12 protein-coding genes and 3 tRNA genes are annotated in these 15,952 nt (G+C 32.8%); 6 read left to right on the top strand and 9 right to left on the bottom strand.

The window, feature by feature from the left end; genetic code table 11:
* Window positions 1–4: 4 nt before the first annotated feature.
* Window positions 5–1,183 (bottom strand): acetyl-CoA C-acyltransferase, encoded by a 1,179-nt coding sequence (locus ACYQ5R_RS00175; RefSeq protein WP_460188880.1) that lies wholly within the window; start codon window positions 1,181–1,183, stop codon window positions 5–7.
* A 112-nt stretch (window positions 1,184–1,295) separates the two neighbouring features.
* Between ACYQ5R_RS00175 and ACYQ5R_RS00170 the strand changes: the two genes are divergently transcribed.
* The 4 genes from ACYQ5R_RS00170 (at window position 1,296) to ACYQ5R_RS00155 (ending at window position 3,691) form a co-directional block, all read left to right on the top strand.
* Entirely contained in the window at window positions 1,296–3,332 is a 2,037-nt protein-coding gene (locus ACYQ5R_RS00170) for an HD family phosphohydrolase (RefSeq protein ID WP_460188879.1), read from the top strand.
* 106 nt (window positions 3,333–3,438) lie between these two features.
* Window positions 3,439–3,522: transfer RNA gene (locus ACYQ5R_RS00165), tRNA-Ser, on the top strand.
* A 6-nt stretch (window positions 3,523–3,528) separates the two neighbouring features.
* A tRNA-Pro gene (locus tag ACYQ5R_RS00160) sits at window positions 3,529–3,603 on the top strand.
* 14 nt (window positions 3,604–3,617) lie between these two features.
* A tRNA-Arg gene (locus ACYQ5R_RS00155) sits at window positions 3,618–3,691 on the top strand.
* A gap of 92 nt (window positions 3,692–3,783) precedes the next feature.
* Here the strand turns inward: ACYQ5R_RS00155 and ACYQ5R_RS00150 are convergent.
* The 7 genes from ACYQ5R_RS00150 to ACYQ5R_RS00120 all read right to left on the bottom strand — a co-directional run bounded on the left by ACYQ5R_RS00150 (window position 3,784) and on the right by ACYQ5R_RS00120 (window position 10,972).
* Entirely contained in the window at window positions 3,784–4,287 is a 504-nt protein-coding gene (locus ACYQ5R_RS00150) for a hypothetical protein (protein ID WP_460188878.1), read from the bottom strand.
* Between the two features lie 454 nt (window positions 4,288–4,741).
* Complete coding sequence (locus ACYQ5R_RS00145; protein WP_460188877.1) at window positions 4,742–5,920, bottom strand: class I SAM-dependent methyltransferase; 1,179 nt, start codon at window positions 5,918–5,920, stop codon at window positions 4,742–4,744.
* A gap of 5 nt (window positions 5,921–5,925) precedes the next feature.
* On the bottom strand, window positions 5,926–7,008 hold the full coding sequence (locus ACYQ5R_RS00140) for an AI-2E family transporter (protein WP_460188876.1): 1,083 nt from the start codon (window positions 7,006–7,008) through the stop codon (window positions 5,926–5,928).
* A 29-nt stretch (window positions 7,009–7,037) separates the two neighbouring features.
* Window positions 7,038–8,708, bottom strand: coding sequence for a gamma-glutamyltransferase (gene ggt, locus ACYQ5R_RS00135; protein WP_460188875.1), 1,671 nt, complete (start codon window positions 8,706–8,708; stop codon window positions 7,038–7,040).
* On the bottom strand, window positions 8,705–9,289 hold the full coding sequence (locus tag ACYQ5R_RS00130) for an acyl carrier protein phosphodiesterase (protein ID WP_460188874.1): 585 nt from the start codon (window positions 9,287–9,289) through the stop codon (window positions 8,705–8,707). The genes ggt and ACYQ5R_RS00130 overlap by 4 nt, the downstream gene beginning before the upstream one ends.
* Before the next feature lie 65 nt (window positions 9,290–9,354).
* On the bottom strand, window positions 9,355–10,473 hold the full coding sequence (gene dnaN, locus ACYQ5R_RS00125; protein WP_460188873.1) for a DNA polymerase III subunit beta: 1,119 nt from the start codon (window positions 10,471–10,473) through the stop codon (window positions 9,355–9,357).
* Between the two features lie 76 nt (window positions 10,474–10,549).
* Window positions 10,550–10,972, bottom strand: coding sequence for a hypothetical protein (locus tag ACYQ5R_RS00120; protein WP_460188872.1), 423 nt, complete (start codon window positions 10,970–10,972; stop codon window positions 10,550–10,552).
* 131 nt (window positions 10,973–11,103) lie between these two features.
* Here ACYQ5R_RS00120 and ACYQ5R_RS00115 point away from each other — a divergent pair, with 131 nt between their 5' ends.
* A complete protein-coding gene (locus tag ACYQ5R_RS00115; protein ID WP_460188871.1) occupies window positions 11,104–13,605 on the top strand; it encodes a PIG-L family deacetylase in 2,502 nt (833 codons plus the stop codon).
* 121 nt (window positions 13,606–13,726) lie between these two features.
* Window positions 13,727–15,430, top strand: a complete 1,704-nt coding sequence (locus tag ACYQ5R_RS00110; protein ID WP_460188870.1) for a sodium:solute symporter family protein — start codon at window positions 13,727–13,729, stop codon at window positions 15,428–15,430.
* Here the strand turns inward: ACYQ5R_RS00110 and ACYQ5R_RS00105 are convergent.
* Entirely contained in the window at window positions 15,427–15,654 is a 228-nt protein-coding gene (locus ACYQ5R_RS00105) for a hypothetical protein (RefSeq protein WP_460188869.1), read from the bottom strand. The two genes, ACYQ5R_RS00110 and ACYQ5R_RS00105, sit on opposite strands and share 4 nt — an antisense overlap.
* Window positions 15,655–15,952: the final 298 nt, after the last annotated feature.

Below are 15,952 nucleotides of genomic sequence, written 5' to 3'. Positions count from 1 at the left end.
AGGGTTAAATATTTTCAATAACAATAGCACTAGCACCACCACCGCCATTACATATACCAGCAGCTCCTGTGGCACCGTTATTTTGTTTTAAAACAGAAATCAAGGCCATAATAATTCTAGCACCAGACATGCCTAAAGGATGACCAAGAGAAACAGCACCTCCATTTACATTAACTTTTTCAGCATTTAAACCGAGTAACTTAATATTTGCAAGTCCAACAACGCTAAATGCTTCATTTAACTCAAAGTAATCAACATCTTCAATGTTAATACCCGCCTTATCTAGTGCTTTCGGTAATGCTTTTGCGGGTGCCGTAGTAAACCATTTTGGCTCTTGAGCAGCATCTGCATAAGATTTTATTCTTGCTAAAGGTTTTAGTCCTATTTCTGCAGCTTTATCAGCACTCATTAATACAAATGCAGCAGCACCATCATTTAATGTTGAAGCGTTTGCAGCTGTTACAGTACCATCTTGAGAAAACACAGGTCTCAAACTTGAAATTTTATCGAATTTCACATTCTTGAATTCTTCGTCTTGATCAAATATAATATCATCACCTCTTCTCTGTGATATAGAAACAGGTACTACTTCATCCTTAAACTTATTATTTGCCCAAGCTTCTGCACTTCTTTTATAAGAAGTAATTGCAAATTGATCCTGATCTTCTCTACTAAAATTATGTTCAATTGCACATAAATCGCCACAATTCCCCATATGCTGCTGGTCGTAAACATCAGTTAACCCATCAACAAGTAATCCGTCTTTAAGTTTAATATCACCTAATTTAACACCATTTCTGCCTTCAACGTAATGTGGGATACTACTCATATTCTCCATACCTCCAGCAACTACAATTTCCGCATCATCGCATTGAATTGCTTGTGCTGCTAACATTACAGATTTCATACCAGAGGAACAAACTTTATTTATGGTCGTACAAGGCACAGTATCTGGAATGCCAGCAAAAATTGCCGCTTGTCTTGCTGGCGCTTGACCTAATCCGGCTGATACAACGTTACCCATATAAACCTCATCCACTTTATCAGCAGATAAACCGATTTTATCGAGAGCTCCTTTAATAGCTATAGCCCCTAATTTTGGAGCTGGTATCTTTGCTAGACTCCCTAAAAAGCTTCCAATCGGAGTTCTAGCCATTGATACAATTACAATCTCTTTTTTCATATTTTCTTTCAAATTTTTACCATGCGAATTTAATCATTTTAAAGTAAAATATTAGTTTAAAGTACTGGTCTATCTACATTAATAAGTCAGGGTTATTTTTTACATTTGAACTATGAAGAAAATCTTAAACCAACTACTTCAGAATCATTCCTTAATCTATAAGGTCATATTATATGTTTTGTCAGTTGTTTTAATTGTTTTTATGTTTCCTAAAGGTGGAAAATTTAAATATGATTATGTAAAAGGAAAACCCTGGCAATATGAGAATTTCTATGCACCATTTAGTTTTGCAATTCAAAAGACTAAAAATGAACTTGCCAAAGAGCGAGAGGAAATTGAAGCCGAATCTCTTGTTTATTTGGTTAAGGACAGTCAAGTAAAAGCTGATGTTCTTAATCAATTGAATGAAAGTTTAAGTGAGACGATTATTAAAGTTGATTCTATATTGGCAAGAAGGATTATTGACAGTATTTATAAAATTGGATTTATAGATGCTGTAAGTTCTCAAGAGCTTTCGCCTGAAAAAGCAATTGTTGCTATTAGAACTGGGGTTGAGGTAGAAAATAAGAATCATCTTAATATAATTAGATCTAATCAATTATTACCTTTTATAAATACTGAACTAGAGGAAGTTAAAGATGTGAGTTCGCGTGCAGTTTTATTAAACACTCTTTCACGCATAGTAAGTCCGAATATTAGTTATGATGCAGAATTCACTAATAAGGCATTAGAGGAGGATTTAAACAAAATTTCTCTAACAACAGGTTATATTGAAGAGAACACAATTATTATTTCTAAAGGAGATATTGTAGAGGGTGAAAAATTAGCAGTTTTAAACTCGATAAAACAAGAATTAGAATCTCAGGTATGGAGTGAATCCAATTACAATTGGGTTGTTTTAGGATACACAATATTAGTTGCTTTGGCTCTTATAATGGTCCTATTATTTTTAAGAAAATACCGCCCAGAAATTTATGATAGTAATAACAAGACATTACTCATATTTATGATGATTTTGTTTATGGTTTTGTTAGTGACAATCATAATCAAGAGATTTGATGCTAAATATGTTTATGCTGTTCCTCTTTGTGCACTGCCTATAATTTTGAAAGCGTTTTTTGATGCAAGATTAGGGTTGTTTGTTCATGTTCTTACCGTGCTACTTCTAGGATTTGTAGTGCCCAATAGTTTTGAGTTTATATTTTTGCATATAATAGCTGGTATGGTTACTATTCTTACAGTTTCTGAACTTTACAAGCGTGTAAATTTATTTATTTCAATAGCTCAGATTACGTTGATTTACATGGTAGCCTATGTGGCTTTTACAATTATTAAAGAAGGTCATATACTTGAACTGAATGAATACTATTTTGGATTATTTGCTTTTAATGGAATTCTAGCTTTCTTGTCAACATTACTGATTTTTTTGATAGAAAAATCTTTTGGATTGGTCTCAGATGTTTCTTTATTGGAGCTTTCGAATACCAATTCTGCATTGCTAAGACTTTTGGCAGAGAAAGCACCTGGAACGTTCCAACACTCCATGCAAGTGGCAAATTTGGCAGAAGCTGCAGCTAACGAAATTGGCGCTAATGCTATGTTGGTAAGAACTGGAGCTTTGTATCATGATATAGGTAAGATAAATAACCCATTGTATTTTACAGAAAATCAAAGTACAAATGTTAATCCACATGATGAATTGCCTCCTGAGGATAGTGCCAGAATGATTATAGGTCATATAATTGGGGGAATTGAATTGGCAAAAAAATACAGGTTGCCGGATAGGATAATTGATTTTATAAGAACGCACCATGGTACATCTCTCGTATATTACTTTTATTCAAAAGCTATGGAAGCAAATCCAGATAGTGTATCTGTCGAAAAATTTCAATATCCTGGTCCAATTCCATTTTCCAAAGAAACAGCCATATTAATGATGTGTGACGCTGCAGAAGCTGCTTCCAAGAGTTTAAGAAGCCCAACTGCTCAATCGATAGACGAATTAATTGATAAAATTATTGATACTCAATTGGAAGGGAGTCAATATATGAATGCAAATATTACCTTTAGAGATATTGAGCTGGTTAAGAAAGTTTTAAAAAAGAAATTGAAGAACATCAATCATCTTAGAGTAGAATATCCTGAATAAAATGGTTAAATAAATTTGAAATTACTTTAAAAAAAGGTTGTGATATTGTGTTTGGAGTATTACATTTGCACTCGCAAAAATAAGTTCATTGCAATTTAAATTATTAGGAGAGGTGCCGGAGTGGTAACGGAGCAGATTGCTAATCTGTCGGCGGGTAACTGTCGCATGGGTTCGAGTCCCATTCTCTCCGCATTTTCGGGGTGTAGCGTAGCCCGGTTATCGCGCCGCGTTTGGGACGCGGAGGTCGCAGGTTCGAATCCTGCCACCCCGACAATAATTTAAAATGGTCGCGTAGCTCAGCTGGATAGAGCATCTGCCTTCTAAGCAGACGGTCATAGGTTCGAATCCTATCGCGATCACAAAAAGCCTTACTATTTCTAGTAAGGCTTTTTTGTTGCATAAAAAAACCTAACTAGTTGTAGTTAGGTTCTATATTTTTTTGAGTTATATATTATTCTTCTCCCGTATGTAATTGTTTTTCATCAACTTTAATATCTACTTGCTCTTTTAAATCGACGGCTTTTAGATAAAGACTTATTCTACTTCTTATAAAGTAAAGAATTGTAAGAATAACGATTGTAAATGGAAGCGAATAAATGAATTCAACTTCATCGTTAAATTCCATATCATCATTTATAACAGATATTAACTGAAAAATATAAACTGAAATTGGAATAGCAATAGAATGATACCACCAATGTTTACAAGTAGTAAACCAAACTAATAATAATGTAAGTGGAATAAGTTTTGAAAAGAAACTGTGTATAAAGTACCTTACGCTTTCATAATAATTACTTTCAAAAGTTCCGAATATTGTTTCGTAAGAATCAGTATCAGGAAATGATCTGTATAAGTAGAAAGCGTAAGGAATAAATAGCATAAATGCTATTATCAAACTACCCGTTCCTAGGTATTTTGTACCTTGCTTTTTCAATGGCTTGTTCTTCTTTGTCATTCTCCTTTACTGAATTTGCATTCAAAGCGAAAGATAATGAAAAAACAGCAAGCATTAGCAATCCGAAAACTAATTTTACTTTTTTCATTTTAGTGAGATTTTATTAATTAAAGTAAGAATCAAATATATCAAGCGCTTAGCAATAATGCAAAAAAATCTAACATAGTATTTATGTAGTTGCTATACTATTAAATGAGAAAAGTAGCTGTGCTAGTTACTATTACTAGGAATTATATGAATCTGCTTACTAGAAAAATTTTTCAAAATCTTTACAATTTAGATTTAAAAACTACGCTAATTATCCTTTTTAGGATTATTTTTTGATGAAAATTATCAATATTTCATCTAATCAATTCTTGGCATACTTTAAAAAAGGTAAAAGAAATGCGGGGACTTTGATTATTTCAAATGTAACATTTTTTCAAATATGATGTATGTAAAAAAAATAAATTTGCTAGAGTTTTTTGCAGTTAATAAAAACTTTTTCATTTTTTGAGTTTGTAGTGAAAAATAGATAGATTTCACCCCCTTCTTTTAAATCAGTTTTTTTTCTGATTTGCTCAACTGTTTCAGGGAAATTGCGTATTGTAATGTTTGCTTTGTTTGAATTGATTTGTTTTTTAATCTTCTTTTTATTGTATTTATAAAAATCAATAATTTCAAATCGTCTTCCTGGAAAATCAATTAAATCATCGGATGTATACAGATGCGAATGCTTATGCAGTTTTTTAAGGGATAGCTGTGTTGAAACTTGATTAAATCCACCAGATTTTAGAATGGCTGCATTTGGTTCGTATAAATATTTTAATGGAGCGGTATAAGTTACCTCAACATATTCTCCATTAATAAATTCAAATTTTTGAATTAAGGATTTAGACCAATTAATTGTTTTAATTTTTATAGGTTTATTCCAATTATTTTCAATAACGATTAGGAGTTCTTTAACTTCGTTATTCACCGCAACTACATGAATTTCTTTAACATAATTTAATTCTGAAATAACACTCGTTATATCCATTAACGGAGAGATCTTCAATAGAATATTATTCGACTTTTTTAATAACTGATTTAATGTATCTGGTATGTTGGGCACACAATCTTCTAAAAGAAAAACTCTACCCTTAACATCACTTCTTCTGGATGGATCAGCGTAAATACAATCGTATATATCGTTGGAATTGTTTAAATATTCCAATCCATCAAGTACAAAGCATTTGATATTTTCCTTGTTTAATTGTGCTAAATTATAAGAAGCAAGGTTACTTAAGTGTTCGTTTATTTCACAGTGCGTAACATGCTCAAAAGTACTACTGAAATAAAAGCAATCTACTCCAAAACCACCTGTGATATCAATTATTTTACTTCCTTTAATTAAAGATGCTTTATATCTCGCAGTAATTTCTGAAGAGGATTGTTCTATGTTAAGTTTATTTGGAAAATATATTTTCTCTGAACTAAACCATGTAGGTAATTTTTTTTGACATTTCTTTTTTGCTTCAATTTGCTCAACAATATCTTTAATATCTATTTCAGGAAATGGGGAGCCCTTAAATAATAGTCTAGTGATATCGCAATTAATATTTGCATTGATAAAGTCTTGAACTCTATTTTCTAGCAATGCTTTATTCATCATAAACTCTATAAATCTTTAGTCAAAGATTTAACAATTTTGTTTTCGGATAAAAATTCTTTTAAAATTACTTTTATAGCAGTGTAACTTGGAACCGCTACAACCATTCCAATCACACCGAATAGAAGTCCACCTATAATAATCACTAAAAATATTTCTAAAGGATGTGATTTAACACTTTTAGAAAATATGAATGGTTGACTAAAGAAATTATCTACTAGTTGGGCAATTATATAACCAATTAATACGTATATGGTCGTTGGTAAAATCACTGTTTGAAAGTCTTGTCCAATATTACTTGTCATTGTTAGAAAGAGCATTAAAACACCTCCAATGAGTGGTCCTAAGTATGGAATTAAATTTAGTAGAGCACATAAAAATGCTATGACTATGGCATTTTCAACTCGAAAGATACCTAGTGTAATTGAATACAATACAAATAAAATACTGATTTGAAATACCAATCCGATAAAATAACGCGATAAAAGGTCCTTAATAGTATTTAAAGATTTTGTTACTTTCCTCTCGCTGCGATCCGAAACCAAGGCTAGAATTACGTTATGCAATAATTTACTATCCTTCATCAAGAAAAAAGCAATAAATAAAACGGAAAACAATCCAATGCTGATGGAGCCTACCGCTCCTACAACTGTATTTAACACCATAGGTATTTCACTAAATCCAGACATTAAATCAAAATTCTTTAATTGCTCAACCAAGTCAAATCGCTGCTGCAAATAATGTTGACTTAGTTGATCCATTAAATGAACATAATTAGCTCTCAAATTATCAAAATTTAATAATGATAGATTTTTGCTTTGTTGTGTTATTAGAGGTATAAACAATCGAATTAATCCAAAAATAAATCCAGTGAACAAACCAATTGTTACAACTACAGCTATAGTATTTGGTAATTTGAGTTTTTTCTGTAAAAATCTAACAATTGGCCTAGCTATTAATGAAATCACTCCAGCAATCACGACATAAACAATTACAGTTTGAATTTTATAAAGAAAGTATAAAAATGCACTAATTGCCACTAAAGTACCTATGGCTTTAAGAATGCCTTTTGATATCATGTTTGAATTCATAGCGTAAATATAACTTTTATTAGTTCAAATTAAAATCCAACAGCAGCGTCATCACCTCTCGGATCTGCACCAGCTTCAAAATTCCCTTTAGCATCAACCAATATTGCATCTACTTTTCCTATGATAACAAAATTTGACTCATCGATTAGGTATCCTATTTTTTCTAGCCTTGTTATTATTTCTTCACTAAATCCATTGGGTTCCATTCTTATGGTGTCTGGCAACCATTGATGATGAAATCTAGATTTAGAAACAGCTTCTTGCATATCCATATCAAATTCTAAAACATTTAAAATAGTTTGAAATACAGAGGTGATAATTGTAGAGCCTCCTGGGGTGCCAACCACCATTTTTAAATCATCGTTCTTTGAAACTATTGTTGGCGTCATGGAGCTTAACATACGCTTCTCTGGAGCAATTGCATTCGCTTCAGCTCCAACAAGACCATATACATTTGGGGTACCTGGTTTTACGCTAAAATCATCCATCTGATTGTTTAAAAAGAATCCTAACTCATCGATGTAAACTTTTGAGCCATAAGCACTATTTAATGTGGTTGTTACAGAAACTGCATTTCCAAAGGGATCCACAATAGAGTAGTGGGTAGTTTCTTCGCTTTCGAACCCAATCACTTTTCCATGTGCGATTTCTTTGGAAGGAGTTGCTTGAAGCCAATTAAAATTAGACATTCTTTTTTTAGTGTATTCTTTAGAGATTAATGTGTCGATTGGTACTTCTACGAAATCAGAATCTCCTAAAAAATAAGCTCGATCTGCATAACTGCGTCTCTCGGCCTCGGTGAGTAATTGGATGTACTTTGAAGAATTGTGTTTCAATTCTTTCAGATTATAAGGCTCTACAGAATTCAATAATTGTGCTAAACAGATTCCACCACTAGAAGGAAGTGTCATTGAAGTTACAGTATATTCTTTGTAATTAAAAGATACCGGCTTTCTCCATAATGCTCTATATTCAGCCAAATCTTGCATGTTCAATATTCCGCCATTTCGCTGAATGTGTTCTACCAAACGTATTGCGGTTTCTCCTTTATAAAACTCATCTTTTCCATTATCTCTAATGCGTTTCAGTGTTTTAGCAAGTGCTTTGTATTTTATACTATCTCCCTTTTTAAAATTTGCAGTAACAGGTACTTCTTTCTCATTTACCAATATGATTCTTTTATTAAAGTTAGCTATTCGACCTTCTTGATAATCTGTTACTACAACTCCTTTATTAGCCAAATCAATGGCAGGTTGAATGAGTTCCTCCATGGGCAGTGAACCAAACTTTTTATGAACTTCAAATAGTCCTGAAATGGTACCAGGAACACCAACTGCCAATACGCCGGTGCGACTTTGATTTTTTATTACATTTCCATCTGTATCTAAATACATGTCTCTATGTGCCGCTTTTGGAGCTTTCTCTCTATAATCCAAAGCTCCAGTGGTTCCATCTTTTAATCTAAATACCATAAAACCGCCTCCCCCTATATTTCCTGCAACAGGGTATGAAACAGCTAAAGCAAGTTCTGTAGCTACCATAGCGTCAAATGCATTCCCTCCTTTTTTCATTATGGTAACACCAATTTCAGAAGCTTCTTTTCTGGCACTTACCACCATTCCATTTGTGGCAGTTACTCCTTTTTGAGCCATACTAGATATACTAAATAAAAGTGTGATAATTAGTAATTTAATCTTCATAAGTTACGGTATGTATTTTCAGAAAAGTGAATCAATTCTTCAAAAAATACAGTGAAATCTGATTCAAATTCTGTGTATTTTTTTTTTAAATCTTCTAATGCTAAATGCATATTCGATTTGTTTTTAGTGCGCCTATTCATTCCGTTTAATACTTCTTGCATCCCTTCGAAATATTGGTAGTTATAGAGCCAATTAAACTTTTCGATATATGGTAACATATATTTTGTTTGTTCAGGTAACAAGTCATAATGTTGATGCATGTATTTATAAAATGACTCAGAAAAAACCTTTAAATCAATGGTAGCATAAGTGCTCCAGTTTTTGGCTAAGAAATGATCGTAAAACAAATCAATTATTACGCTTTTGTAATGGCCGTACCTCCTGTTTAAACGCTGTTTTGATTGTTTGTGAATTTTATGTGTATCTGTAAAATGATCAATTGCACGATGCAGTAATATGCCTTTTTGAATTTTTTCAGGATAATTTAAATAGTTCTTTCCCTTAACGGCATCGGCAAAAAAATTACCCAAGCGCACATACTCGTCGTTGGGTGATAAATAAAGATGAGCCAAAAAATTCATTTTGTGAAGATAAAAAAAACCGCAACAATTGTTGCGGTTTTATACATGCTGTTTTAAGCAGAGAATTAGTTGTTCAGCATTACAGGCATAACAAGCATTGTAACAGCCTCGCCTTCTTCTACACCATCAGCTGGTGTTAAAATACCTGCTCTATTAGGTAAAGACATTTCTATTAAAACATCCTCAGAATTAAGATTACTCAACATTTCAGTTAAAAATCGCGAGTTAAAACCAATTTGCATATCATCACCTTGGTACTCACAATTTAAGCGTTCATCCGCTTTGTTTGAATAGTCAATATCTTCAGCAGAAATATTTAATTCAGTACCTGCCATTTTTAATCTAATTTGATGTGTAGTCTTGCTTGAGAAAATAGAAACACGCTTGGTAGAATTTAAAAATGCAGCTCTATTTACTGTTAATTTATTTGGATTTTCTTTTGGAATTACCGCTTCGTAGTTTGGATATTTACCATCAATTAAACGACACTCTAATACAACATTGTCAAATTGAAATTTGGCATTCGAATCGTTGTATTCAATAGCAACATCGCTATCGCTACCTCCTAAAATACCTTTTAAAAGATTTAAAGGTTTTTTCGGCATAATGAACTCTGCTGACTCATCTGCACTTACATCTGTTCTTTCATATTTAACAAGTTTGTGTGCATCTGTAGCAACAAAAGTTAAACTCTCTGGACTAAATTGAAAGAATACACCACTCATTACAGGTCTCAAATCATCATTGCCTGCTGCAAATAAAGTTTTTGAAACAGCTGTAGCCAAAATGGCACCATTTACAACAGTCTTACTTGGAGAAGCTAAATCAACAGCTTTTGGAAATTCATCGCCGTTAAAATAAGCCATATCATATTTACCCTGACTCGAGCTAATTTCTATTGTATTGTTATCTTCCGTTTTAAAAGTTAACGGTTGATCTGGAAACGTCTTTAAAGTGTCTAATAACAATCTGGCTGACACAGCTATGGCACCTTTAGAATCAGATTCTACTTCTAAAGTTGTACTCATAGTTGTCTCTAAATCAGACGCTGTAATTTTTAATTGGTTAGTATCTAATTCAAATAAGAAATTATCTAAAATAGGTAATGTATTGTTATTGTTAATAACACCCCCAAGCACTTGTAATTGCTTTAAAAGTTGCGAGCTCGATACAATAAATTTCATGTGTATGCTTTTTTATAAGAATACAAATATATTCTAAAATACTGTGAATTAGAAAAGAACTTATAAACAAATATTGTCAGTTAGAATCAGGGATTATTTGATAGGTAAAGAGACGTTCTTGTGTAGAAATTATATTGATTTTCATTATAAAATTACCTTCTGAAAGTAATTGTGAATTGCTGTTTAGATCTTGTTTGTATTCTACATTGTTAATAAAAAATCGAACATACGGTTTGGTGGTAATTTGATAGAAATTTATTGGCTCCGTAGTATCAGATGGATAAAGTTCTTGAATGACCGCGTGTTCATTATATCCAAAGGTAAATTCTAGTCTTTCTATAGTGTAAAGGCTGTTATTTTCAACTTCTAAGTAAGTATCTAAGTTCGGATCATCTATATTATTCTCAATGATATTTTCTACGGCTGTTCCAATAATCTCATCACAACTTATGTTAATTGAGAGTGTTAGTAAAATCAAGGCAAGTTTGAAATACTTCATAGTTGATTATTTATTGCGTTTTATCTATCAAGTATTATTCCAAAATCATAAATAATTGTTAAGGTTCGAACTGGTGAAATTTGATTTTAATTAATAATCAATAGATTTGTTACAATCTAAACTTGCATTACATGAAGCAAAAGCTATTGCTGTTTTGGGCTGTATTTTTATCTATTAATTTACTAGCTCAATCGCCTCAAAAACCATCTGCCTCAGAAATTCATGAGGCAATAAAAAAACTCAATTTTTTAGGTTCTGTATTATATGTAGCAGCTCATCCTGATGATGAGAACACTACAATGATATCTTTCTTTGCGAACGAAATGAAGGCAAGGACGGCTTATTTAGCTCTGACTCGAGGAGGTGGAGGTCAAAACCTTATTGGTCCTGAAATAAGAGAATTATTGGGTGTTGTACGAACTCAAGAATTACTTGGCGCAAGATCTATTGATGGCGGAGAACAAATGTTTACTCGAGCAAAAGATTTTGGGTATTCTAAATATCCAGAAGAAACATTATCTATTTGGAACAAAGATGAAGTTTTAGGAGATGTTGTTTGGGCTATTAGAAACTTCAAGCCAGATGTTATCGTAAATAGGTTTAATCATAAAAAAGAAAGTTATGGTACAACTCACGGACATCATACGGCTTCAGCAATATTAAGTGCTTTAGCTTTTGACTTGGCAGGAGATTCAAATGCTTATCCAGATCAATTGCAATATGTAGATATTTGGCAACCTGAACGTGAATTTTTTAATACTTCTTGGTGGTTTTATGGCAGTCAAGAAAATTTTGAAAAGGCGGACAAAACTAATTTAATATCGTTAGAGTTGGGAGTATATTATCCTGCGTACGGTTTGTCTAATAATGAAATTTCTAGTTTGAGTAGAAGTATGCATAAAACGCAAGGTTTTGGCTCAACTGGTTCAAGAGGCAGTAGAATGGAGTATTTAGAGTTGGTTAAAGGCTCTATGCCTCCGAATAAAGTTGATGTTTTTGAAGGTGTAAATACAACATGGACTAGAGTAGAAGGCGGTAAACCTATTGGAGATATTTTAGCTAAAGTTCAAGCAGAATTTGATTTCATCAATCCTTCTAAATCGGTTCCAGAGTTAATTAAAGCTTATAAGTTAATTCAGAACCTAGAAGATAAGCATTGGAAATTACAAAAATCAAAAGAAATAGAGTCAATTATTGTTGCTTGTTCTGGTTTGTTTTTAGAAGCGGTGGCAGATACATCATTTACTACTGTAGGTGGAGAAGTTAATCTACAAGTAGAGGTTATTAACAGAAGCAATTTAAATATTGAGCTTGGTACTATAAGCATGCAACCTTTGCAGGTAAGTAGCTACAATAAAGTGGCATTAGAATTTAACAAGAAGCATACAGATAAATTATCAGGTATTATTCCAATTGATATGGATTTAACCATTCCTTATTGGTTAACTGAGAAAGGTAGCTTGGGAATGTATAATGTAAAAGACCAACAATTGATTGGTGGGCCAAATACACCTCGAGATTTAGCGGTGCATTTTAATGTAACTATAGAAGGGTATACTTTTGATTTTAGAAGAGAAGTGGTATATAAATTTAATTCGCCTGTAAAAGGAGAAGTTTATAAACCTTTTGAAATTGTACCTGATGTTACAGCAAATTTAAGTGATAAGGTTCTGATTTTTGCGGATGATACTTCAAAAGAAGTTGCTGTTACAGTGAGATCTAATACTACTGAAATTGCAGGTAAGGTCTCTTTAGACGTACCTAATGATTGGAAAACTATTCCACCATATCATGTGGTGCAGCAAAAGGGAATTGGTTCAGAGCAAAAATACACCTTTAGCATTCAACCTTCATCAACAAAGAGCGAGGGTGTTATTAAGCCAATTGTTGCGGTAAATGGCGAAGAGTTTAGTGATGCATTAGTTGAAATGGATTACGATCATATTCCTTTTCAAACGGTAGTGATGCCCTCAGAAAGTAAAGTAGTTCGTTTAGATTTAGAGAAAAGAGGAGAGCTTATAGGTTATATTTCGGGCGCTGGAGATGCGATTCCGGGGAGTTTAATGCAAATAGGATATCAAGTTCAAATTTTAGAAGAAGATCAAATCAACTTAACTAATTTGAAACAGTTTGATGCCATTGTTATGGGGGTTCGAGCTTTTAATACGAATGAGCGTATCAAGTATTATCAAAAAGCTTTAATGGCATACGTCAACCAAGGAGGAACTATGATTGTACAATACAATACAAGCCATAGATTAAAAACTTCAAACGTTGCGCCATATGAATTACAATTATCTCGAGATCGTGTTACAGATGAAAATTCTGATGTGCGCTTTTTAGCACCAGATCACGAGGTTTTAAATTTTCCAAATAAAATAACTGCTTCAGATTTTGATGGTTGGGTGCAAGAAAGAGGTTTATACTTTCCAAATAATTGGAGCAAAGAATTCACTCCTATTTTAGCAATGGAAGATAAAGGAAAACCTGAAACTAAAGGAAGTCTATTAGTTGCCCCTTATGGCGAAGGTTATTATATATACACAGGATTGAGCTTTTTTAGAGAATTACCTGCAGGAGTTTCTGGCGCCTACAGATTATTTACAAATCTCTTATCAATAGGAAAAGAATAAGAGCTATGAAAAACGAAAAACCACCCATTTTTAAAACATGGAATCAACTGTATGCATTTGTGCTCTTGTTTCAAATTGTATTGGTAATCCTATTTACATTATTCACTAAAAAATACGCTTAATGCATTATATAGACTGGATTGTACTATTTGGAATTCTAATACTTATTGTAGGTTACGGTATCTGGAAAACAAGAAATGTTGCTACAACAGAATCGTTTTTAAGAGGTGAGCAAACGCTGCCTTGGTATACCATTGGTTTATCGGTTATGGCTACTCAGGCAAGTGCGATTACCTTTTTGTCTACACCAGGGCAAGCATTTGATGATGGAATGCGTTTTGCGCAATTTTATTTTGGGTTGCCAATCGCTATGATTATTCTCTGCGTGTATGTGTTGCCAAAGTTTTACAACTTAAAGGTATATACAGCCTATGAGTTTTTAGAAGATAGATTTGATGTTAAAACAAGGTCGTTAACAGCATTTTTATTTTTAGTACAAAGAGGGTTGGCCGCAGGATTAACCATTTATGCCCCGTCTATTATTTTATCTTCTATTCTTGGTTGGGACCTAAACATCACAAATTTATTAATCGGGACTTTGGTAATTGTTTATACCGTTTCTGGTGGTACAAATGCAGTTAGTCAAACGCAAAAGCAACAAATGATTGTAATTCTTTCGGGAATGTTTGTAGCTTTTTTAATTCTTTTGCAAAAATTACCAACTGGTGTTTCATTTGGCGATGCAGTTGATATTGCCGGCAATATGAATAAATTAAATGTTGTAGATTTTAATTTTGACTTGTCAAATCGCTACAATGTTTGGTCTGCTTTATTAGGAGGTACATTTTTGTTTCTTTCTTATTTCGGAACAGATCAATCTCAGGTACAGCGTTATTTGTCTGGAAAAAGTTTAACTCAAAGTAGATTAGGGTTATTGTTTAATGGTATTTTCAAAGTACCTATGCAGTTTGCCATATTATTTGTGGGTATTATGGTTTTTGTATTTTATCAGTTTAATGATGCCCCTTTACACTTCAATAAAGCCAATGTTGATCAAGTTATGAATTCTTCTCATGCTCAGGAATATGAAGAATTGAATAATAGAATGCAGGCAAACGCCGATGAAAAAAGTACTGTAATTTTAGATTTTGTTGCCAAGAAAAATGCAGGAGAAAATACAGATGCTTCAGTAGTTAGTATGAACGGCTTGTTGGAAAAAGAAAAAGAGTACAGACAAGAAGCTCGTGCAATTATAGATCAGGTATCTTTAGAGGGTACATCAAAATTAGAATCTGAGGATTCTGATTACGTGTTTATTACATTTGTAACAGATCATCTACCAATTGGTTTAATAGGATTGTTATTGGCTGTAATATTTTCTGCGGCCATGTCTTCTACGGCTTCAGAGTTAAATGCACTTGCAACAACTTCTTTAATTGATTTTTACAAACGTTCTTATGTTCGAAATCGAACGGACGAACATTACTTAAAGATGTCCAAATGGTTCACATTCGGGTGGGGTATTTTGGCGTTAATTTTTGCCACATTTGCTTCGTTATTTGATAATCTTATTGAAGCGGTAAATATTATAGGCTCTTTATTTTACGGAACTATTCTAGGAGTATTTGCTGTTGCATTTTTCTTTAAATCAATTAAAGGCAAAGCAACATTTGTTGGTGCTATTTTAGGCGAGTTAGTGGTTCTATTATTATTCTATTTGAATTTTAATGGAGTTATAGATTTGGCATACTTATGGCTGAATTTAATAGGTTGTGCCCTGGTAATTCTATTTGCAGCGCTATTCCAAAAATTAAATCGCGATTAATTAAATATTGTATTTACTATAATTTGAGCTCCTGAATTACTTCCTTTAACAGAGGGGTGAAAGTTTTCTGAACTGAAGTAATCAAAATTATTGGTCTTTTCGAAATATATTTTCCAAATTTTTCCAACAGGTATCAGAATAGCATTGTTTTTTATTGCGGCGTTGCTATAATTGGCAATTACACCATTAAAAGTGTGATAATATTGTTGTGAAGGCCACACCATAAAAAACACAATTTGGTATTGTTGGCTGCACAAAGATTTTTGAATTTGACACCATATTCTACCAACGAAGTTTTTTCATATGCTTGAGAAGATGGTCCTTGCTGAATGATAACATAATCGTATTTTTCTGAAGTAATTTGTCTTTGAACATCTCCATCATTCCAATGATCTTCGAATGCATAGTTTGGGTATGCAATTGTTTTAGTAGTTAACTTAATTTATTTATCTTAAACTTTCTTTTTAACGGGGTCTGGTAGATCATTCTAATAGCTAAGGCTGTTGCCTATAAAAAGAATAG

It is taken from the genome of Urechidicola sp. KH5 (assembly GCF_054661455.1).
The sequence above is the reverse complement of the archived record's forward strand: the minus strand, read 5'-3'. Positions and strand labels throughout refer to the sequence as shown.